Origin of the sequence: Paenibacillus pinihumi DSM 23905 = JCM 16419 (genome assembly GCF_000422505.1) — a bacterium.
Lineage (GTDB): Bacteria > Bacillota > Bacilli > Paenibacillales > Paenibacillaceae > Paenibacillus_D > Paenibacillus_D pinihumi.
This window is the reverse complement of record NZ_KE383868.1, coordinates 248872-270402: the sequence shown is the minus strand read 5'-3', so window position 1 is coordinate 270402 and position 21531 is coordinate 248872. Positions and strand designations below refer to the sequence as shown.

Below are 21531 nucleotides of genomic sequence, written 5' to 3'. Positions count from 1 at the left end.
TTGATGCGCTATGTTCTTGATCAAATATAACTTAACAAATTTAACTTCTTGAGGAGGACTTACAATGAAACTGGTATTAATCGGAGGCGCGGGTGTTCGCGCAGTATTCTTTACAAAAAGCTTGACTATGCTGGCAAAAGATATCGGCATTAAGAAATTTGTGATGTATGACGTCAATCAGGAGAAGCTGGAAATCATCGGCAAGCTGTGCAAGCATGTCATCGCGCAGAGAGGTATTGATATGGAGCTGGAATTTAGCAACGACATCGAAGAAGCACTCGTCGGCGCGGATTATGTGATTACGACGATTCGGGTCGGCAATGACCGCTCCCGTGTCATCGATGAGCAAATTGCGCTGAAACATGGTGTTATCGGTCAGGAAACAACTGGCCCTGGAGGATTCTCCATGGCAGTTCGTACGATTCCTGTGCTGCTCGACTATTGTGAAAAAATCAAGCGGATTGCGCCAAATGCTTGGGTATTCAACTTTACCAATCCTTCAGGACTCGTATCGCAAGCGCTGCATACTGCCGGCTACGATCGTGTAATCGGCATTTGCGACACGCCAAGCTCGACCAAAATCAGAATTGCAGAAGCGATTGGAGCCAATCCGGATGAACTGTATGTGGAGTTTGTCGGCCTCAACCATCTGTCCTGGATTACCAGCATTGTGCATGAAGGCAAGGAGCTGCTGCCTGAGCTCGTGTCCAACAAGGAATTTATCGCCAAGGTAGAAGAATTCAAAATGTTCGATCCGGAACTGATCAACACGCTGAAGCTGCTGCCGAACGAATACCTGTACTATTATTACAACCGTGAGCAAGCCGTTCAGAACATTATTAATAACGGCGATACCCGTGCCAAGTTCGTCGAAGCGAACAATGCAGAAATGCTGCGTGTCTTGGCAGGAATGGACATCGACGCTGATCCTGAAACGGCACTTCAAACCTACCTGCGTTTCATGCACAAGCGTGAGTCTTCTTATATGGCAATTGAGACCAGCAAAGGACCAATCCATCAGCCGTCTGAGGATGAAAAGCTGGAAATGCCAAATACACTCGGCTATGCCGGCGTTATGCTGGACTTTGCCAGGGCGATGAACCAGGGCATTGAGAAGCATATTGTGCTCAATATTCCGGCTGGCGAGCATGTAGAAGGCTTCGATAAAAACGATGTGCTTGAAATCACATGCAAGATGACGGCAAACGGCGCGATTCCGGTGACACCGAAGAAGCTCCCGGAGCATGCTTACCAATTGATGAAAAACGTGAAGCTGTTCGAAAGCCTGACTGTTGAAGCTGTATTGAACAAATCCAGAGAAACTGCAATCAAAGCATTGATGGTACATCCGCTCGTTAATTCGTATTCGATGGCGAAGAGCCTCGTGAACGATTATCTGGAAGCTTATGTGGACATTCTTGGTGAATGGAAATAAGCAGGGTATTGATCTGCGGAATCGGCTGGAGACAGTCGTGTCCGCAGCTGCAGGATAAGAAGCTCCATTAATGATTAGCCGGGAGGCGGATGCATGCAAGCAAGGGGAATTGGGATTAGTCTCAACGCGGAATTGGTAAATGGGGATTTGGAGGCATTGGAGCGCCATCTCGGATACATCGATGCTGCCGGATGCGACTTCGCCGAACTGATCATGCACGGGCTTGATGTTGTTATCGGGGGACGCGTTCATCCGAAGCGGCTGGAGAAGGTGCGCGAGGTACTGGATAAATACGAGCTTCGCTATACGATGCATTTGCCCTATGAGTTGAATTTGTTATCGTATACCAAGGGCGCCGAATACTATGCCGCCTTCGAAGCAGGAATTGATCTGTCTGCGGCTATTGGCGCCGATATGATTGTGTACCATAGCTCTTACGCCGAATTGACCGATCAAAATCTTGTGCAGCATTATTACCCTCAATACGGGCAGTTGAAGCGGGAAGAGCTGTTCAAGCAGCTGCTTGAAGAGGATGCTGCGAAGCTTCGCAAATTGGGTGTTATGGCGCAAGAAGCGGGCATTTCGATTGGAATTGAAAATAATATATGGTATGACATGAAGAATGATTATACCTACGGGATTCAGCCGCAGACGGTCATCCAGCATATCCGCCGCATTGGTCTGGACAACGTCGGCATGACATTGGATGTTGGACATTGCTATTTGACATCCATAGCTTACGGCTACGACTTTCAAGAGGCGATCCAGGCGGCATTACCGTATGTCAAGCATCTGCACATCCACGACAACTTCGGAAATTTGTACGATGCCAAAGCTTATATGAGCAATCTCCCTTACGGGTATGGGGACTTGCACTTGCCTGTAGGCTGGGGTTCGATCCCTTACGAGGACGTAATGGAGTGGCTGGCGCCTTATCAAGGAATCGTTAACATGGAGATTGAATTCAGGCTTCATCCCCATTTCAAAGACTCTGTGGAGGATATGAAGAGGATGCTGGCTGGAAAGTAGGTTTGGGGTTCAAATCTGCTGAGAGAGATTAGTAACTACTGAAAATCCTGAGAAGAGTGCATCAATTGTGCCTTTTCTCGGGATTTTTTAGTTTACATAAAGTTTTTTATGTATTATAGCGATGCTTCACTCATTTTGAGCATCTAAGGACTGTTGTGTGGTTTGAAAAACAAGGAAAAACACCCCATATCATAGAATACTATAAAACAAAGAGTGAATTATAAAGGGGATGACGCTTTGAAATTAGGTCAGCTTATCAAACCATTAACCATTGCCCAAATACATGGAGATCTGAATATTGAGATTACAGGGATTCATACAAACTCCAAGCATATAAAACATGGCGAGCTATTCGTATGTATTCCCGGCATTCCAGGCTTTCAGGAGGACCGTCATCCCTATATTAATGATGCTATTCAAGCCGGCGCAGCCGCTTTGATTGTCGAGCAGGATGTATACACGAATGTGCCAACGATCAAGGTACCGGATGCACGCTATGCATTAGCACTTCTTGCGGCACAATTCTATGGATACCCAAGCATAGAGCTTCCACTGATTGGGGTTACAGGAACCAACGGTAAAACAACAACTAGTCATATGATTGAAGCAATTTTTGCGCATGCCGGTTATCGCACTGGCTTAATGGGGAATATCGGCACAAAGATCGGCTCTGAACAATTTGAAACCGATATAAATACCCAAAGCCCCCACAGGCTGCAATCCAATCTAAGAAGGATGAAGGATTCAGCGGTTGATTATTGCGTGATGGAAGTAACATCACAAGGTCTGCATATGGGAAGAGTGCTTGGCTGTAATTTTCGGACTGCCGTTTTTACAAACTTGACGCAAGATCACTTGGACTACCATCAGACAATGGAACAGTATCTGGCTGCCAAGGGGACGCTTTTTTCCGGTCTGGGGAATTCTTTCACGCCCGAACCGTCCAAGCGAAAGTTCGCGATTTTAAATGCCGATGATGGGGCATCTGCTTATCTTTCTGGAATTACCGCAGCGCAAGTCGTGACCTATGGAATCAAGAACACGGCAGATATACGGGCAGAAGACATCCGGCTTACTGCCAAGGGAACAAGCTTCACCTTGCATTCTTTTGCTGGTTCCACCACGATAGAGCTTCAGATGATAGGCACATTTAATGTTTATAATGCTCTGGCTGCTATCAGCACAGCACTTGTAGAACAAATCCCGCTGGAGGTTATCCGGCAAGGAATTGCAGGTCTTGCATTCGTTGCCGGACGGATGGAGGTTATTAATGAGCAGCAGGATTTCCTTGTGCTTGCCGACTATGCCCATACGCCGGACGGTCTGGAGAAAGCACTCTCTACACTGCATGAATTGGCAAAACGCAAGGTCATTACGGTATTTGGCTGCGGCGGAGACCGGGACCGGACGAAAAGGCCATTGATGGGAAAGCTTGCTGCTGCATATAGCGATTTCGTTATTGTGACGTCAGATAACCCCCGCAACGAAGAGCCCCGTCAAATTCTGACGGATATTGAACAGGGTATATTGGATTATGGAGCCTCTGACAGCTCTTATATGATGATAGAGGATCGTAGACATGCCATTATTCATGCGGTGGAGATGGCAGAGGCGGGAGATATCATCATCCTTGCAGGCAAAGGCCACGAAACGTATCAAATTTTAAAAGATCGAACGATCCATTTTGATGACCGTGAAGTCGCAAGGGAAGCAATTCGAATGAGAAACAGGTAAGGAATGATCAAGGAACTCAGATGAGTAGGGAAGAGCTTCAAGAGAAGCAAAAACTTAATAAAAATAGATATCAAGCACAAGAAGGGCACGACGGGTGACGTACCTTTTCTTGTGCTTTTGCATAGAAGAGTTATTGTAAAAAATGATTAAAAATAAAGTGTATCTGGTACCTGTTTGCTCACCAATGCTAGACTGAAATCAGATTTCACCATATAGGTGTGATTTGTATGCATTTGATAAGGAGAATACGACAAATGGAAAAAGGAAAAATCATCTTCCTGAATGGAGTGACAAGTTCAGGGAAGACATCAATCGTGGATGCAATCCAGTCCAAGAAATTTTTTCATGTAGCCGCAAACGACATTTTTGAACAAATGATAGGCGATAAATATTTGCATGAGGACTACTGGAAATATCTAAGTGAAATTATATTGATGATGTACCAGACGGTAAAGCTGTTTTCCGACCAAGGAAAGCCCGTTCTTATTGATGGAATAATTGTTGAGAGGCCTGAATTGAAGCCTCATTATGAACAAGTAAAAGCCATTTTTGAAGGATATCCGTTAGAAATCGTCGAGGTGTATTGTCCTTTGGACATTTGCCGCCAGCGGAACATTGCGCGTGGTGACCGCGGGTTAAATCAATCTGAAGAACAACATCAAATTATGTCTGAAAACATTATGTACAGCTGCTCTGTCGATACCAGCGTGTATACAGCGGATGAATGCGCCGATATCATTCTTGGAGCCTTGTACCCTGAGGGGATGTAGTCATTATACTTTTACTTGTATTATCCAATGACCAGGTCGTCAAATTTCGCTCCGTCTTTATTCGTGTCCAGCCGGTTTTCATGTAGTAGTCATTAAAGATTGAATCTTCCTTGCATTGAGCAAGAACATGAGGTATCTCAAGCAATCCCAGCATCTGTGCCAGCAGCCTCTTCCCCCGGTATGGTTCCTGTATAGCAAATTGGTAGAGGGAGGCTGTTTCTCTGTTCTTCTTGATGTAAAACCTCAGCGCCGCAACTACAATTCCGTTATCCAGAGCAGCAATAATCTGTTGTCTGTACACTGCTGCTCTTATTCCATCCGGGCAGACGAACTCCATGCTATAGATCCCCTCTGTATGGGCATGTATATAGCTCTGAAAAAAACGCAACACTTCCGGAGCCTCATAAGCCCTTGCTAACCTGGTCTCCAACAATTGTTTCCTCCTAAAAACTGAACCTGCTGAAATATTGTTCATCATACATACCCGAAAGAAGGCTTAGTGCCTCAGCGTCGTACAAATCCATCAAAAGCGAATATACGTTCCCTTTAAAAATAACAATTTCAATATCAAATGTCAATATTGGCTTGATTTGTGCAGGAAATTTAAAAGACAGGAGAGGATAATAGAGCAAGAAAAATCAGGTGTTGAAGGCTACAGGCATTCAACCTATGATGGCGGGAACGAAATGGAAAAGATCGGGCGTTACTTCCGGGAGCAGATTATGGCGTGGAAAACCTGATAAGGCTGACGGGCCAGTCATTCACAGCAAGCCGCTATATAAATCCACACAAATCCCGTATAATAGAATGGCAGCGGCTGTAGAGTTCATAACACATGTGAAAAAGCTGTCAAAGTATCAGATCCCTTCTTGTTGGACAAGTTAGGGGTATGAGCTGGAAATGAATTCATTCAAGGGAGTGGACAGGTCTATGATTAGCAAGCTTGGCCAAGTGATGCTGTACGTGAATGACCAGGATGCAGCAGTGGATTTCTGGACAACAAAGCTGGGGTTCCAGGTAATCTCCGAAGAAAACAACGGCCAGGGCATGAGATGGATTGAAGTTGCCCCGGCTGAGGCTGCCGAAACAAGCATCATTCTGCACAATAAGGACTTTGTGGCGAAAATGTCACCCGGTTTAAATTTGGGTACACCGTCATTAATGTTCTTTACGGACAACCTGGATGACTTGCATCACGATTTGTCCAATAAAAATATTAAAGTTGGCGACATCATAACGATGCCATCAGGCAGAGTATTTAACTTCGCAGATCACGAAGACAATTACTTTGCGGTATTGGAGAAAAAATAAGCGAATGATTTTTCAAGATGACTGCTCAACGGTTTATAACCGGAGGGCAGTCATTTTTCATTGAATTAAAACGGGATGGGAGGGCTTTTTCACAGTTTGGCGTGCAGCAGCAGGAAAAGAAAGTCGAGCAAAGCTGCGCATATTTTCGGATTGACTTTCCCCTTAGGGCAATGTGTATAGTGAAATGGAGCAAAGCAATGGAGGTGAACGCATGCTGTCGATTGGGGAATTTTCAAAGATCTGCGAGGTATCTGCAAAAACGCTCCGCTATTACGACGAAATTGGCCTGATTCATCCGGACGATATCAATCCGGACAATGGTTACCGGTATTATTCCATTCATCAGCTTAAGAACATGCTTTTTATCAATCGTTTGAAGGGCTATCAATTTTCTCTGGATGAAATCAAAGACATTATGGAGACGAAAGATGATGCACATGAAGAGCGATTGCATGCTGCTTTGAACCGCAAGCGGCAGGAAATCGAGGAGCAGCGCAATGCATTGGATTTTAAACTGCAGCAGATTAGCCAGGATATTTTCAAAGTAGAGCAGGGTGTTCACCTTATGGCATATCTGGACCAGATCGAAGTGCAGCTTGTGGACACAGAGCCTCTGAATATCTTATATGTTCGCCAGATCTTGAGCCGTGATCATTATTCTGAAGGCTTTGGACTGTATTTCAGCAGGCTTTATGTCCGGATTGCAACGGAAAAACTTACCCTTCTCGGTACACCGATGACGATCTATCACAGCGCTGAATACAATCCTTCAGGCAATGATACGGAGTTCGCGATCCCCATTCAGGAGGCCGTAAAAGGAACGAGGGATTTACCCGGTGGCCTTTGTGCAAAATCGGTACACAAGGGGCCGTATTCCGGATTGACCTCGGTATATGCAAAGCTGAGGGAATGGGTGGAGCATGAAGGATATACGCTTGTGAAATCTCCCTATGAAGTCTATATGACCGACCCTGGGCAAGCCGCTGATCCTGATGCTATGGTAACCGAGGTTTATTTTCCGGTAAAGAAGAAATAGGGGGAACGAAATGAATCGTAACGAGAAGCCGAATATCAGCTTGAATTGCTCTGAATCTGCAAATTTGGGAATGGATGCCGGGAAGCTTGCAGAGCTTGAAGCTGTCATCCATTCCGAATATAGCAATATAAACGGCATTGTCATTGTGAGACATGGATCTATCGCTTATGAGAATTACTATAACGGTTGCGGTCCGGATGATGTCCATCATGTAGCGTCCGTAACGAAGAGTGTGATATCTGCCTTGATTGGCATTGCCATTGATCTGCAATACATTTCGAATGTAGATCAAAAGGTACTGGATTTCTTCCCTGAATATGTGCCTGACGCAGCAAATGAACAAAAGCATGAAATTACAATACGCCATCTTCTTACGATGACAGCTCCCTATTCATTTGAGGATTGGCGAGAACCGCTGGATCAGATGTGCATGCAGCCTGACTGGGTGGACTATGCGCTGGATATGCTTGGTGAAGATGGAGACATCGGAGCCTTTAAATATGCCTCTGCCGGCGCGCATCTGCTGTCAGCCATCATTTCCCGGAGTACAGGAAAAAATGCCCGTGAATTTGCCAATGAACACTTGTTCAAGCCGGTCGGCATGCGGGAAATTCCGGATTATGAGATGCAATCCTATGGATTCGAGGATTTGTTCGGAAAATACGTGAGAGGGTGGGTTCATGATCCCGGCGGCCATTCCACAGGCGGATGGGGACTTACCCTTTGTACGCGGGACATGGCGCGGTTTGGACAGTTGTATCTGAACCGTGGGGTCTGGGGTATGCAGTCTATTATCCCGAAGAGCTGGATTGACGAATCAACGACAATGAACGCTAATCATTACGGGTATCTCTGGTGGCTGCGCCAAGAGGACGGCGTATCGGCATACCTGGCACTCGGCGACGGCGGCCATGTCATTTGCTGCATCCCGGAAAAGGAGCTAGTCGTTGCTGTTTCATCAACGTTTATGTTGAATCCACACGACAGGTGGACGCTAATCAGAGACCATATTCTTCCCGCTATACAGGAATAAAAGAAGACCTGGAGCCTGGCTACTGAGCCATTCAAGCACTGCATGATAAAGAAGTGCAATGTGAGCCAGCACGCTCTATATTAACGAACAGGAACATTCTGACGGAGATGATCTGCCTAATGGCGGAGACTTCATACCGGATGTTCCTGTTTTATTGTATGGCCGTTTGGCTTGGGGAGAATCACGACGATTTGCGGGTCAATTCTTTTATGGCGATTTTTAATTCCACAATGCGGTTGATGACAACATCAGCCTGTGCAAGTTCATCCGCTTGCGCAAAATCAAAATTGCAGCCGATCGATATTAATCCGTTATCTTGTCCTGCCCGAATGTCTGACAACCGGTCTCCAATAACGGCGCCGTTATCAATCTTGTATTTATCCTTGATAGAGCGGACCAGATCTGATTTGCTCAATGAGGCAATTTGCGAAATACTGAATGTTTCCGTTACCCATCGGTCCAATTTATAATAATCTATGATTGCCTTCAAATATTCGATTTGTCCATTACTCGCAATATAAATCGGGTATCCCTTATCCACCAGGTGTTGCAGCACTTCCTCTACACCCGGATATAAATCCCCTTTGCCTGACGAAATATGGGCCAGCAGATGTTCATGGAACAGACTATTTGTGGCTTGTCTGTCTGTCTCGGAGTGATCCGGCATTAAGCGTTCCCAGACAAAAGGCAGCGGCGCTCCCATAATTTGACGATAGATTTCGATGGGCGCAGGCTGATCCCACATATTCAAGCTTTTTAAATGATCAAAGGTTGCATCAAGCGCCGGTTCCAGTATTTTATTCGTCTGAAACAGCGTACCGTCCATATCAAAAATGACTGAAAATGACAAAGTGATCCCTCCAATTTCTCTGGATGATAGATAAAAGAGTTATATCCCCTTAACATACCTGATTTTCGTGTTATTCACAACATGATTGTGTATACCGCCGCGGCGCAGGTCATCATTTATCATCTTGGGCATGAATGGACAGCAAGAAATCATAAAAGTCTCTTATCCGGTTCCAGTTTTACACGCAGCAGGCTGATTTGAATCATGCTGATTTGCAGGGATTCAAAAGTATAAAGGATGCAGAGCATTGGCAAGAACGCGGCTGCGGAATTGCTTCCATTCGGATGATTATTGATGGATTTCAGAAGAATCGGGTTGTTGAGGCCGGGGCATAACTCATTCTCGGGTGCGTTTATGTCATTTTGGAACAAGAAATGAGCGGCATAATATAAAGATGTCTTCGCTGACATTAGAAATCGAAAAGATGCCCACAACCATAGGAGCCATAGTCTCATGAATTTCATGAGCTATGGTTTTTTTGTTGGTAATAACTGAACCGCGGCATATAATAAAAAGATTGAACTTCTCATCTCATACTGACTAAATTGATATTAATCAAATTTTAGTTTATATATAAATTACTAACTGGAAATTGAGAACTTTTCTCTTCTTTACCGATAATTCTAAAGAACTAATCTTTTAAGATCAAATAAATAGTTTAAGAATGAAAAAGATAAAAATATTATAGTTCTAAAGAATAATAATAAGATAAATAGCAAGAGAAATTAGGTATATAAGAACAGACCTTGTGGATTATTTGTCGAATTTATGAACATTTTATACTTTGTAAAATATTCCTTTCTATTGGAAACTATTGCATGTATAATATGGATAACTTTATAAAAAGGAGTTTTTATTAACATGTCATCTTTGTTGCAAAAGCAGAATTTAACCTCAGAGCAGCTTCAATTGCTTGCATCTGAAATGAGCAAGAGAAAAAAATCAAACGGTGTTGCCTGGTTGCTTTGGTTTTTCACCGGCGGTATTGGGGGACATCGTTTTTATCTTGGAAAATACGGGACTGGCGTACTGATGTTATTGACGCTGGGCCTATTGGGAATTTGGTCCTTGATTGATTTGTTCTTGTTGTCCGGCATGATTCGGAACGCTAATGAACAGATTGAGAATGAAATTATATCAGAACTCCGTCTGATTAAGCGTGCTGAAGCTAATTCCAGAGCTGCAGCTCAAGTATAATCAGGTAGACATATGAAAGATAATATTCATGACAAACGTACATTTACATTAGAAGAATTAGGTATTTTGGACACAGAGATGCATAAGTTAAGAAAGACTAAGGAAGCTGCGTGGGCACTTTGGCTCTGCATGTCCTTTTTTGGAGCGCACAGATTTTACACTGAAAATTATGTTTATGCGTCCTGGATGTTATTTACTAGTGCTGCCCCAATCGTAATTATCATGATATTGATTATGCAAGATAGCGGGGATGGACCTGCCCTTTTCTTTCTGTGGCTATCCGTTATTATGCTGATTGGCTCTGTAATATGGAGTTGGGTTGATGCGATCTTTTTGAACGGACGAATTGAGAATCTGAACAATGAGAAGGAGCATGAAATTATTCGTCGTATTATGAATACACGATAGTCCTGACTTAAAAAAAGACGCGGTTGTTTCGCCAAAGGCGAGCAACTGCGTCTTTTTATATCCGTTCAAATCTACCCATTATTTGACAAAGCATGACTATGTATCTATCATAGAATTTAGAACTATAATCTTAACACCCCATTTTTTCATTTACCTTCCAATTTTCTTCGACAGTATGCTTCAACCCATCTTTTCTCTATTTCATTGGTATCATGAAAAATTCATTTCACCATCAGACAGGAGGAATCGTAATGGAAAGCATGAAAGTACCCGATTATATCGAAAGCACGCAGCAGCAATGGGATGAGGAGTATCAGTCGCAAATGTGGGATTATCTTTCCGGCATAACAGAGTATGCCAGATACTCGGTCGTTTACGGATATATCCGTAAATTCCTTTCCAGTGAAGGAATTCTAGATATGGGCTGCGGCACGGGTATATTATTTGATATGCTATTGGACAAGGAAAAGGAAGGGTATCTGGGTGTGGACCTCTCTCATGAGGCCGTTAAAATCGCAACTGCCAAGTCTTCGGCCGAAAATTTTCGCTGCGGAGACATTAATGAATATATCCCTGAGAAGCACTACGATGTCATTGTTTTTAATGAATCTTTACAGTATGTACCAAACACCCCACAGAAGTTGCTTGAATATTCCCGGTTTTTAACCCCCGATGGCGTAATCATTTCTTCTCTGTATTCTCATAAAAATAAGCAAGATCCGGATTATACAATGATTGAGCGCAAAATTGAAGAAATCGAACAGTATGAGCATTTTGATGTTGTGGACAAGGTAAGCCTGTTCAATCATCATGCAGGATTGAAGTGGTATGTTCATTTATTGAAAAAGAAAGACGTCTCATAAAACTCTAAATTCGATCATTAAAAAACATAAATAAAACTGCAGCCATTTCCCGACGCTAATCGGGAAGCGGCTGCTTATTTTTATTGCTGCTTGTTGCAAGTTAGGTGAGAGAAGGTACATGCTGGATCGACTTTGAAGGCGGAGCAGCGGAATCCCGTAAAGGGAATACTTCGCTTGAATCTGTATGTAAAAGCCCTCTGTTTAAGGGCTTTTTTACGTTAAATTAACGAAAGTCGTCTTGATTCATCCAAAGTGTGGAGGAATAGCCTGTTGACAATCAAAATGTTACTCTATAGAATTAGAGCAATTACTCTAATTGATTTGGAGGGCTTTATGAATACGAAAGAACGCATCCTTGCCGCGGCTATACATTTATTTAACCAACAGGGAACTGCCCAGGTATCCACGAATCATATTGCACGCGAAGCAGGCATCAGTCCGGGAAATTTGTACTACCACTACAAAAATAAAGCGGAGATTATTCATTCCATATTAGAACAGATGTATGTTCGATGGGATGAAGTATGGTACTTTGCGGAGGATCAACCGCTTACGCTGGAATCTTTTTTTGAGAGATTAAAACACAACTTTGGTTTGTTATGGGAGTATCGCTTTTTTTACCGGGAAGCTGTGATTTTGCTTGAAATGGATGAAGAGCTTAAATACCGCCACATGTCGATCACAAAACAGCGATTAATTGATCAGGATCAATTTGCAACCCACATTATTAGAGCGGGTATCCTGACAGGACCTACAGACCCGAAAGAGAGGGAAAGGCTGCTCTCTGCGTGCTGGCTGATTACGAATAACTGGCTTGCCTTTGTAGAGATGAATGGAGGAGAGATCACTACAGAACAAATGGATGAAGGCATTGCAGTTCTTATGACTGTTTTGCGTCCCTATTTGAAAAAAGGAGGGGACAATAATGGGAAAGCCTGAGCATAAGACGGAACAGCAGATGTCCCGCAGAACGTTTATGAAAGCACTGACGGGCGGGGGTATTTTACTTGCGGCTGGAGGTTTATGGGGTGCGGTTGGCAAAGGGGTATTTTCGACAGGCAAGGGACCTGCTTATAAAGGCTGGGCAAACTGGAGGCCAGAGGAAACTGGTGATGACAGTCTGCTCAAGTCTTTTATATATCCTTCAATCCTGGCATCCAATGCCCATAACACGCAACCATGGCTAGTAAAAGTAGAGGAGAATGAACTCAATTTGTATGCAGACCTCTCCCGTAACATTGGAACGATGGATCCATTTTATAGAGAGATGTATATCAGCTTGGGATGCTTTTTGGAAAATCTGCATATAACAGCTGCCGCACATGGCTACATATTAGATGAATCTCTTTATAATGGGGCCTTTAATGAGGTGCACGTGGGGAACGTAACGATGAAGCCTGGCAAAGGAGCCCATCCTGAATTGTATGAAGCCATTCCGCTCCGCCATACGAATCGGGGCGCTTATACGGATAAGAAGGTCAACCTGGAAACTTTAAATAAGTTAAGTGCCCTTAAAATTGCAAACCATGATCCTGAGGTAATCTGGTGGCATGAGAAAGCTGACAAGGAGAATATTGGCAAGCTTATTGACATGGCTACAGAAACGATAGTTAATGATCCGGATCAGGCAAGAGACAGCCATCGCTGGTATCGGCAAAATTGGGACGAATTACAGATTCACAGAGATGGTACAACTTTGGATGCGACGGGGAACTCTTTTTTGATCCGTGCTTTTGGCAAGATGATTCCCGTCTCGGAGCAGACCGCCAATCAATATTGGTATAGGGCAACAAAGGACATACAGATCCCGACAGCTTCAGCATTTGGAAGCATTACGATCCAGGATGCATCAGACCGCAGGCAGTTGATCGAGACGGGCAGACTATGGCAACGGATGCATTTGTGGGGGACAGCCAACGGTTTGGCCATGCAGCCTATGAACCAGCCTAATGAGAGAATAGACCGTGAGCGACAGCTGGGGCTGGCAGAGGCAGTTGCTTCAGATTATCGCAAATTATTGGGGCACACAGGAAAAGAGAGCGTGTTCACCTTCCGCATTGGATATCCTGAAGCGGAGGCTTTGCCCAGCCCGCGGCGTGATATTGCGGATGTGTTACTATAAATCACTTTGTTTCCTATCATATTGATATGAATATACGAATAGATATAGTTAAGTAAAGATTGTCCAATTAAGCCAAGATGATTGTAAAAGGAGTTGAATATCAGGGATGGAACAAGCCAATCAACTGACTGCGATCCTCGGAATCGGAACTGCTGTACCGGACTATCGCCTGGATCAAACGGATACTTCACAAAGATTAGCCCAAGCTTTAAGTGAGCATCCCGACTCCATGCGTTGGGCAAAGCGTATATTCAAGCAATGTGGAGTGGAGACAAGATATACCTGTGAATCGAACTTGTTGGAGCCTGCTGACGCTTGTCATTATTTCCCCCGGGTATCCAATCGGCAAGTTCCATCAACTGCTGATCGAATGAAGGTCTATAAGAGGGAGGCTGTCCCGCTTGGTTTACATGCTGCGAGACAAGCCCTCTTGGACGGGAATGTGGATGCATCCGGGATTACGCATCTGATCACGGTTAGTTGTACAGGACAATTCCTCCCGGGATTGGATACAGAATTAGTGCAGCGTTTGGGGTTATCTGTAAACGTTAACCGTATTCCGCTTACTTTTTTAGGATGTGCTGCGGGCCTTAAAGCTGTTTGCATGTCACGTCAAATCGTATCGGGCAGCCCTGCAGCCAAAATCTTAATCGTCTGCGTGGAGTTATGTACGCTGCACATTCAGCCGTCTACAGAGCGTGAGGCTTTATTCGGCGCTTCCTTTTTCGGTGATGGAGCGTCAGCCTGTATTGTCGGTACTGTCGGAGCTGGGCACAATGGCGTCTTTCAATTAGGCAAGGAACATTCTGTGCTTCTGCAGGACTCTGCGGGGGAAATGGTTTGGGAGGTGGGAAATCATGGATTCGATTTATACCTTTCCCCAAACATTCCTAAAATGATAGGCAAATTTATTCCAGAGCAAGTTGCACACCTGATCACCGAAGATCAGAAGCCTCAATTATGGGCCATTCATCCCGGCGGCAAGGGGATCATCGATACACTTGAAGACATGTTCGGACTAACAGATGAACAAACGGGCCCCAGCCGCAGCGTGCTGCGCAACTATGGGAATATGTCGTCTGCTACGATATTATTTGTACTTCATGAAATGAGACAGCAGCTTAAACAGCGTGAATCCGGACCCGTCCACGGTGTATCCATTGCATTCGGGCCGGGCCTTACCTGTGAGATGATCCAAATCACGTATCTGCCATCCATGACGATTCAGCATCAGCCTCTGGGTAAAGCCTATGTTTAATCGTCTTAAGCAGCGTGCAGTAGAGCATGAATTAATGGATGATTTTTCAACAGGCCAACTGGAGCTGCGGGAAGCACTGCAGCATCTTCGCAGGCTCAACCGGATTTTTGCTGCTGCTTCGCCTACCTTATACGGAGTGCGGCGTTTATGGGTGGAGGCAGGCAAGCCAAGTCAATTCTCCATCCTGGATATTGGAGCAGGTTCCGGAGATGTAAACCGGCACATCCTGAAATGGGCGGACCGAAACCGGATCGACCTCAAAATTACGCTGGCCGACATGACAGAAGAAGCCTGCGATGAGGCGAGACAGCTTTTTCATAACGAGCCGCGAATCCATGTGATGCAAAGTGATTTATTTGAGCTTCCGGAAAATAATGTGGATGTGGTAACGGGGACGCAATTTTTGCACCATTTTGCTGATCATGAGCTTCCAAGCGTTATCGAAAGCATGCTCAAGGCGTCCCGATGGGGTATCGTAGTCAATGACATCCACCGGCACTGGATTCCCTGGACTGCAGTATGGCTGACCACACGATTGATCTCCAATAACCGGTATATCTTGAACGACGGCCCGCTGTCCGTTGCCAAAGGCTTTCGATCAGAGGACTGGAAGAATCTCGAGACTGTTCCGGGGGTATCCAGCCTGTTCTATGCCTGGAGGCCTTTGTTCCGGTATGCGGTTGTCATTCGGAAAAGCAAAGCCAATTCAAACCATCGGAGTTGAATCGGATGAATCACATTCAAGATGTAGCTGTTCTCGGTGCAGGAATTTCGGGCAGCAGTTTGGCAAAATCATTAGCGGACCGCGGTTGGGAGACCGTGCTAATCGACAGCAAGCATTTTCCCAGGCATAAGGTATGCGGAGAGTTCCTTTCTCCTGAATCCCAAAGCATGCTGCAGCAGTTTGGACTCCATGAAGCTGTGAGATCGCTTCAGCCCCGTTTGATCAATAAGGCACGGTTAATCTTCGATCATGGGACGCCGCTGGAAATTCCGCTGCCGGGCACTGCTTTGGGCTTGAGCCGGTATGCGCTGGACTCCACGCTTCATAAAGCGGCAACCAGCTCCGGTGTGCATGTGAAGACTGGGACAACGGTAACTTCGGTATATCCCAGCCGTAGAGGATTCACCGTGGAGACCAAACAGGGGAAGAAAACCCAAACGTACGAAGCGCGGGCTGTTATTGCTGCATGGGGCGCGAATTGCCGTGCCGGACTTCCTGGCCACCGTCCTTCAGGCAACTTGAAGCCTACATATATCGGTGTGAAATCTCATTTTAAAGGGATAGATATGGAGCCGGTGGTTGAGCTTTATTTGTTTGATGGCGGTTATTTGGGAATATCTCCGGTCGAAGATGGTTCCGTCAATGTTGCTGCGCTACTGAAACGAAATACACTAGAGCAAACTGGGAAGTCTGTCTCTGGACTGATTGAAGCCGCTTGCCGCAGAAATTCGAAGCTGGCTCAAAAGCTGGCTCATGCCATTCCCGTTCCCGGTACGCAGGCAGCCGTTGCCCCGGTCGAGCTGAACCGTAAGCCGCTTTCCTGGGAGTTGATTCCTCAAGTGGGGGACGCTTCGCTAATGCTACCGCCGTTGTGCGGGGATGGAATGTCGATGGCGCTCCGGTCAGCCCAATTATGCGCTCCGCTGGCAGACAGTTTTTTATCCGGGAACCTGACACTCGCAGGGTGGCAGGAATCGTATTCGCGGTCGATTCAGCACCAGTTTAACGGTCCCTTACAATGGGGACGCAGGCTTCAATGGCTGTTCGGCGTACCGTTTTTGCCCAGGCTGCTCTTAGGAGCCGCACACTTTGCACCGGAACTCGCATATAAACTGGTTCAAGCTACGAGGCTAAAAGAAAGCGGATCATAAGTGTCCAGAACAGTGTAAAAGGAGCATCGTGATGAGATTTCCAAATCTTCTTCATATCTCGCTTCGATATCCCAAAACGATTATCCTGTTTTGGACTTTGTTTGTCCTCATGTTCAGCTTTTCTGCCCCGAAATTGTCTACCGTCCTGAAGGATCATGGCTTATTTCCGGATGGATCTTATGCCAAGGTCCAACAGATCCTTTCTTCTGAATTCCACTTTCCCGAGGACCCTGTAATTCTTGTGTTTGAAAAAAAAGATTTCATATCTAAGGAACAATTTCAGCGCTACATTCTGCACACATTATCTCAACTCCATGGAATGGACGGTCTGACCGAAATCATAACACCGCTGCAAAGGGAAGGGATGCTCAAAGGCAATTTCGCTTATGCGCTGCTTGCTTTTCAACAAGAATCCCATAAGATGAACCCTGTGCTTGCCGATATGCAAACACGACTGCCGATGCATAATGAAATTTCGGTGAATATGACGGGGAAAGCTGTCGTTCAGGCAGATGTGAACCAGGCGAGTAAAAATGATCTGAAAAAAGCAGAATGGATAGGCATCACAGCTGCTTTCATTATCCTTTGGCTTGCTTTTGGAGGCCTGGTATCCGCTATGATCCCCATATTTATTGGGGTGATTGGAGTTAGCGGTACAATGGGAATGATGTATTGGCTGGGCCAAGAGATCGAGTTGTCTAATTTTGTGTTGAATGTCATTCCGATGGCGGGACTTGCACTTAGTATTGATTTTGCGTTAGTACTGGTCAGCCGTTTTCGCGAAGAACTGCATAAACAGCCTGCGACACAAGCACTGGTGACCACGATGCAGACGGCCGGAAGAGCTGTCCTATTCTCAGCACTTAGTGTCTTTTTGGGTTTAACGGGAATTCTGCTGATTCCGCTTCCTATGTTTTCTTCCATTGCTTTAGGAGCCATGATGGTGTTAACGGTTTCGGTGTTGCTAAGTTTAACATTAGTTCCGTCACTCTTGTTCCTATTTTGGCGTGCTATTCTGGCAGAAAATAAAACATTATATAACCGGAAGAAAAAGAACGTTTGGCACACCGTTTCCCTGTATGTGATGAGAAGGCCTGTACGAATGGGGGCGCTCGCTTCCATATTGTTAATCTGTTGGCTCCTGCCTTTGAGCAAGATGGAACTGGCTATACCGGATGCAACCTCCCTGCCGCAAGGCTATTCTTCACGGCAGGCCTTTGAAGCTTATCAGACAGGATTCGTGTCTCCAAACCAGACTGATGTGTATATCGTTGTACAAGGGAGAAGAGATGCGTTGAATAAAGAGGATTTGTTGAATATTCATTCCCTTGTCCGTAAATTACAGATCGATCCCGATGTAGACAAAGTGGATTCTATCTTTTCGAGCCTTCGCCAACCTTCTGAAATGAAATATGAACCGGCCATGGAGCAATATGTCAAGGGAAATCAAATGCTCATTCAAGTCACTTTAAAGGGAGAACCGTCATCGAAAGAGGTTAGAAATTGGCTTAGACATTGGGAGGGGGAGGCAGCATCTTCCGCCGTTCATTTTCTGTTAGGGGGAGAAGCGAAATACCAGCAGGAGGTTTTTGATGCTATCTTTCAAAATATCAAGTACGTGCTCCTGTTTATTTTAGTTTCCAATTATATTGTGCTGTTTATCGCTTTCCGGTCCATACTTATTCCGTTAAAAACGATAGCCATGAATCTTCTGAGCCTGGGGGCATCATTCGGTATCTTGAGCTGGATATTTCGGGAGGGGCAGTTTGGTATCGAACCGGGCAGCATTGCAATCATGATTCCTGTATTTATTTTCGGCCTGGTGTTTGGAATCAGCATGGATTACGGAGTATTCATGATATCGAGGATCTTCGAGATCTATCAGGAAACCCGGGATAATGATTATGCAGTACAGGAAGGGCTAGCGTCAATTGCCCGGATTATCAGTTCGGCAGCCGCCATTATGATCGCAGTTACAGTGCCGTTTGCATTCGGAGAGGTGATTGGCGTGAAACAATTGGGGATCGGCATTGCAATTGCGATCTTTATTGATGCAACGGTAATAAGAATGATTCTGGTTCCATCTTTAATGAAGCTGCTTGGCAAATGGAACTGGTGGGCACCCGGCGTCCGGTAATTTTTTTCTTTCTATTCATTTACATTATCAATACCATATGTTATCTTTAACATATGGTATTGATATCAAATTTGAATTTTTAAGGAATGATATACATCATGCATCAAAAATCGCTGTACAAATCAGAAGCAGGGAAAGCAGCCATTCTAAATCAATATAATCAATTGTTAGCAAAATTTACGGTTCCATATGAAGAATTCGTTTTGAACACGGGTTATGGAGCAACTCATGTCCTGGCAAGCGGGGACCCCTCATTGCCGCCGCTCATTCTATTGCATGGCTCCGGTTCAAATGCAACGATGTGGATTAAAGATATTGCAAAGTACTCCAAACATTACAGCGTTTTTGCCGTAGATATCCCCGGCGATCCCGGAAAGAGTGAAGAAAAACAATATTCCCTCAAAAGTACGGCATATTCGGAATGGATGGATGATGTTCTTCGTGCGTTGCAGCTTGAAAAAGCAACTTTTATTGGCATTTCTCTTGGAGCTTGGATGGCTGTAAATTATGCTGTGAAGCACCCTGGGAAAGTGGAGAAAATCGTGCTCATTTCTCCTTCGGGGATTGGCCCCCAGAGAGCTTCATTTATTTTTAAGGCTATCCCTTATATGCTGTTTGGAGAAAAAGGAAGAGATAAGCTTTCACGTCTCGTAAATGGCAACCCGGAGGTTCCGGAAGAAGCGATAAAAAATACGAAAGTAATCGCGGCTAACTTCAATTATCGGTCTGAAACTGTGCCTATCTTTAAAGATGAAGAGCTTAGTGGCTTGAATATGCCTGTAATGTTGATCGTTGGCGCCAAAGACGTTATGCTCGATTCCATAAAGACAGTCGAGAGACTATCCAGAATATTGCCTGATGCCAACATTAATCTTCTGCATGAATATGGTCATGTTCTTATCAATTTGACGGATCGTATACTGCCGTTTCTAACGGGCGGTGTAAATAAAACGAAATAAACCGGTTCGATGAATTCAAGTAAGTGACGGTGGCAATGTTTGGGATGGGTAACCCAGGCTGGAAACGTGGCGAAAAATGAAGAAAACAGCGATGGTCCAGGACTTGATTTATGTGTCCAGGGCTGTCGCTGTTTCGCTTGAAAAACACAAAAAGCTGCAATGCCATTGGCACTACAGCTTCGTACATATCTAATTTTGGCATAATTTAATACAACAAGGGTGTCCTTGACATCCATAATAGTATTATAACCGCCAGAAAATTATAAGTCTATACTTTCTCCAAAATTTCCCGTATTTTTATTAAGTGTTGAATGATTAGCCGTTCATACCTGACGGATGAAATTAAAGATGGAGGCAGACATGGATACGATTAGAAAATTAGAGCATCATGCTGCAACAAGGCTTGAAAGTATTCGAGTGCTTGTTCATGAAATGCTGCAAACGATGGATAGCCTTACTGAAAGACAAGAAGCGGGTATTTATCTTTACGGGGTATCCGCTTTTGCTTCTATGCTTGCAATGAAGAGGGGCCAGAATACCGAACTCGCTGCAATCGCTGGCTTGCTTCACCGGTATTATGGCTATAAGACAGGAATTACCGATTTTGCAGGCGCTAATAGCGCAGAAGCGGTGAGACCTTTATTAAGGGATAGCCAGCTTTTTTCAGAAGAAGAACGCATAATCATTCTTCGGGCCATTTTTTATCATGACGATAGAAATCAAGTTCACGGGCCAGAGGAAGAAATCATAAAAGATGCGATTGTACTGCAAAGCTTCTTTCAGACAGCGGGCAAGAACATATCCGGGCCAGATGCACCAAGACTGCAAAAACTGCTCCCTGAGTTGGATATTCCAGGCGAATTTGAAGTTTGTCAGAATGAGAAATCAGGGATGCTTGATCATTTGGGCAACAAACGCCGTAAGCTGGCGGATATAGCAGAAGAGCTCGCGGGGAGCAACATTATCGGCTTGCCGGGAGACGAGCAATATCGTGAAATATGCAAGTACTGGCCGGATACCGGCATCTATCAAGCCATTAGAGGCAGCTGGTGTGCAGCCTTCGTGTATCATTGTTCCCGGCAAGCAGGGATTAAATTGCCCATTCGTTATCCAAACGGTTTTTGCCGGTTTGCTGGCGTAGGCGCATGGCTGGAGTGGGCTCAACTCCCTGAAAATCAATTTTTCAGCTATGACGGGCAGGAGGACTTCACACCAGAGCGCGGCGATATCGTTATCTATGAGAAGCTTTTATCTGACCACGCTCACGATCATATCGGAATTATTTTAGCTTGTGATGAAAACGAAATTCTAGTTGCAGAAGGTAATAGAGATAATAAGAACTACTCCAGTGTTTTTCGCAGGGATAGAAAGCATTGCGTTCTTGGATATATACGGATCAACGAAGATTACCAGTTTAAGTTTGATGGTAGTTTACAATCCGAATATTTAGCGGGATAGGAAGGAGATATAACATAACAACTTGACATTTCCTGAAATGATTTTATATAATCTAC

The 21531-nt window shown here is 44.8% G+C and carries 20 protein-coding genes; 18 read left to right on the top strand and 2 right to left on the bottom strand.

The annotated features are described in order from the left end of the window. Positions 1 to 64 precede the first annotated feature (64 nt). The 4 genes from H583_RS0128800 to H583_RS0128785 all read left to right on the top strand — a co-directional run bounded on the left by H583_RS0128800 (position 65) and on the right by H583_RS0128785 (position 4968). Positions 65 to 1435, top strand: a complete 1371-nt coding sequence (locus H583_RS0128800; RefSeq protein ID WP_028563511.1) for a family 4 glycosyl hydrolase — start codon at positions 65 to 67, stop codon at positions 1433 to 1435. Positions 1436 to 1528: 93 nt separating this feature from the next. Beyond that, a complete protein-coding gene (locus H583_RS0128795; protein ID WP_028563510.1) occupies positions 1529 to 2464 on the top strand; it encodes a sugar phosphate isomerase/epimerase family protein in 936 nt (311 codons plus the stop codon). 237 nt (positions 2465 to 2701) lie between these two features. After that, complete coding sequence (locus H583_RS0128790; RefSeq protein ID WP_028563509.1) at positions 2702 to 4198, top strand: UDP-N-acetylmuramoyl-L-alanyl-D-glutamate--2,6-diaminopimelate ligase; 1497 nt, start codon at positions 2702 to 2704, stop codon at positions 4196 to 4198. Between the two features lie 254 nt (positions 4199 to 4452). Continuing rightward, the gene (locus H583_RS0128785) at positions 4453 to 4968 is read left to right on the top strand and encodes a phosphotransferase-like protein (RefSeq protein WP_028563508.1); all 516 of its coding nucleotides are present in this window, start codon (positions 4453 to 4455) and stop codon (positions 4966 to 4968) included. Here the strand turns inward: H583_RS0128785 and H583_RS34660 are convergent. Then, on the bottom strand, positions 4934 to 5305 hold the full coding sequence (locus H583_RS34660; RefSeq protein WP_211228364.1) for an N-acetyltransferase: 372 nt from the start codon (positions 5303 to 5305) through the stop codon (positions 4934 to 4936). The two genes, H583_RS0128785 and H583_RS34660, sit on opposite strands and share 35 nt — an antisense overlap. A 593-nt stretch (positions 5306 to 5898) precedes the next feature. Here H583_RS34660 and H583_RS0128775 point away from each other — a divergent pair. The 3 genes from H583_RS0128775 to H583_RS0128765 all read left to right on the top strand — a co-directional run bounded on the left by H583_RS0128775 (position 5899) and on the right by H583_RS0128765 (position 8348). Continuing rightward, positions 5899 to 6279, top strand: a complete 381-nt coding sequence (locus H583_RS0128775) for a VOC family protein (protein ID WP_028563507.1) — start codon at positions 5899 to 5901, stop codon at positions 6277 to 6279. 211 nt (positions 6280 to 6490) lie between these two features. Then, a complete protein-coding gene (locus tag H583_RS0128770) occupies positions 6491 to 7315 on the top strand; it encodes a MerR family transcriptional regulator (RefSeq protein ID WP_028563506.1) in 825 nt (274 codons plus the stop codon). 10 nt (positions 7316 to 7325) lie between these two features. Then, positions 7326 to 8348 (top strand): serine hydrolase domain-containing protein, encoded by a 1023-nt coding sequence (locus tag H583_RS0128765; RefSeq protein ID WP_028563505.1) that lies wholly within the window; start codon positions 7326 to 7328, stop codon positions 8346 to 8348. A 181-nt stretch (positions 8349 to 8529) separates the two neighbouring features. On the opposite strand, the gene H583_RS0128760 is transcribed toward H583_RS0128765, so the two are convergent. Beyond that, positions 8530 to 9174: an HAD family hydrolase gene (locus H583_RS0128760; RefSeq protein ID WP_036711439.1), complete on the bottom strand. Its 645-nt coding sequence runs from the start codon at positions 9172 to 9174 to the stop codon at positions 8530 to 8532. An 885-nt stretch (positions 9175 to 10059) separates the two neighbouring features. On the opposite strand from H583_RS0128760, the gene H583_RS0128750 reads away from it, so the two are divergent. From H583_RS0128750 to H583_RS0128700, 11 genes are all read left to right on the top strand, one after another. Then, a complete protein-coding gene (locus H583_RS0128750; RefSeq protein ID WP_028563503.1) occupies positions 10060 to 10395 on the top strand; it encodes a TM2 domain-containing protein in 336 nt (111 codons plus the stop codon). Between the two features lie 12 nt (positions 10396 to 10407). Continuing rightward, positions 10408 to 10803 (top strand): TM2 domain-containing protein, encoded by a 396-nt coding sequence (locus H583_RS0128745; RefSeq protein ID WP_028563502.1) that lies wholly within the window; start codon positions 10408 to 10410, stop codon positions 10801 to 10803. 251 nt (positions 10804 to 11054) lie between these two features. Continuing rightward, the gene (locus tag H583_RS0128740) at positions 11055 to 11666 is read left to right on the top strand and encodes a class I SAM-dependent methyltransferase (protein WP_028563501.1); all 612 of its coding nucleotides are present in this window, start codon (positions 11055 to 11057) and stop codon (positions 11664 to 11666) included. Positions 11667 to 11999: 333 nt separating this feature from the next. Then, complete coding sequence (locus tag H583_RS0128735) at positions 12000 to 12605, top strand: TetR/AcrR family transcriptional regulator (protein ID WP_028563500.1); 606 nt, start codon at positions 12000 to 12002, stop codon at positions 12603 to 12605. After that, complete coding sequence (locus H583_RS35765) at positions 12592 to 13788, top strand: nitroreductase family protein (RefSeq protein WP_051237179.1); 1197 nt, start codon at positions 12592 to 12594, stop codon at positions 13786 to 13788. Before H583_RS0128735 ends, H583_RS35765 begins: the two co-directional genes overlap by 14 nt. A 106-nt stretch (positions 13789 to 13894) precedes the next feature. After that, complete coding sequence (locus H583_RS0128725) at positions 13895 to 15046, top strand: type III polyketide synthase (RefSeq protein ID WP_028563498.1); 1152 nt, start codon at positions 13895 to 13897, stop codon at positions 15044 to 15046. Continuing rightward, complete coding sequence (locus H583_RS0128720) at positions 15039 to 15770, top strand: methyltransferase domain-containing protein (protein ID WP_028563497.1); 732 nt, start codon at positions 15039 to 15041, stop codon at positions 15768 to 15770. The genes H583_RS0128725 and H583_RS0128720 overlap by 8 nt, the downstream gene beginning before the upstream one ends. 5 nt (positions 15771 to 15775) lie before the next feature. Further along, a complete protein-coding gene (locus tag H583_RS0128715; protein ID WP_028563496.1) occupies positions 15776 to 16921 on the top strand; it encodes an NAD(P)/FAD-dependent oxidoreductase in 1146 nt (381 codons plus the stop codon). A gap of 31 nt (positions 16922 to 16952) precedes the next feature. Beyond that, positions 16953 to 19058: an MMPL family transporter gene (locus H583_RS0128710; protein ID WP_028563495.1), complete on the top strand. Its 2106-nt coding sequence runs from the start codon at positions 16953 to 16955 to the stop codon at positions 19056 to 19058. 98 nt (positions 19059 to 19156) lie between these two features. Continuing rightward, a complete protein-coding gene (locus H583_RS0128705) occupies positions 19157 to 20017 on the top strand; it encodes an alpha/beta fold hydrolase (RefSeq protein ID WP_028563494.1) in 861 nt (286 codons plus the stop codon). A 360-nt stretch (positions 20018 to 20377) separates the two neighbouring features. Beyond that, positions 20378 to 21475, top strand: a complete 1098-nt coding sequence (locus tag H583_RS0128700; RefSeq protein ID WP_036711372.1) for a CHAP domain-containing protein — start codon at positions 20378 to 20380, stop codon at positions 21473 to 21475. The last annotated feature ends 56 nt before the right edge of the window (positions 21476 to 21531 follow it).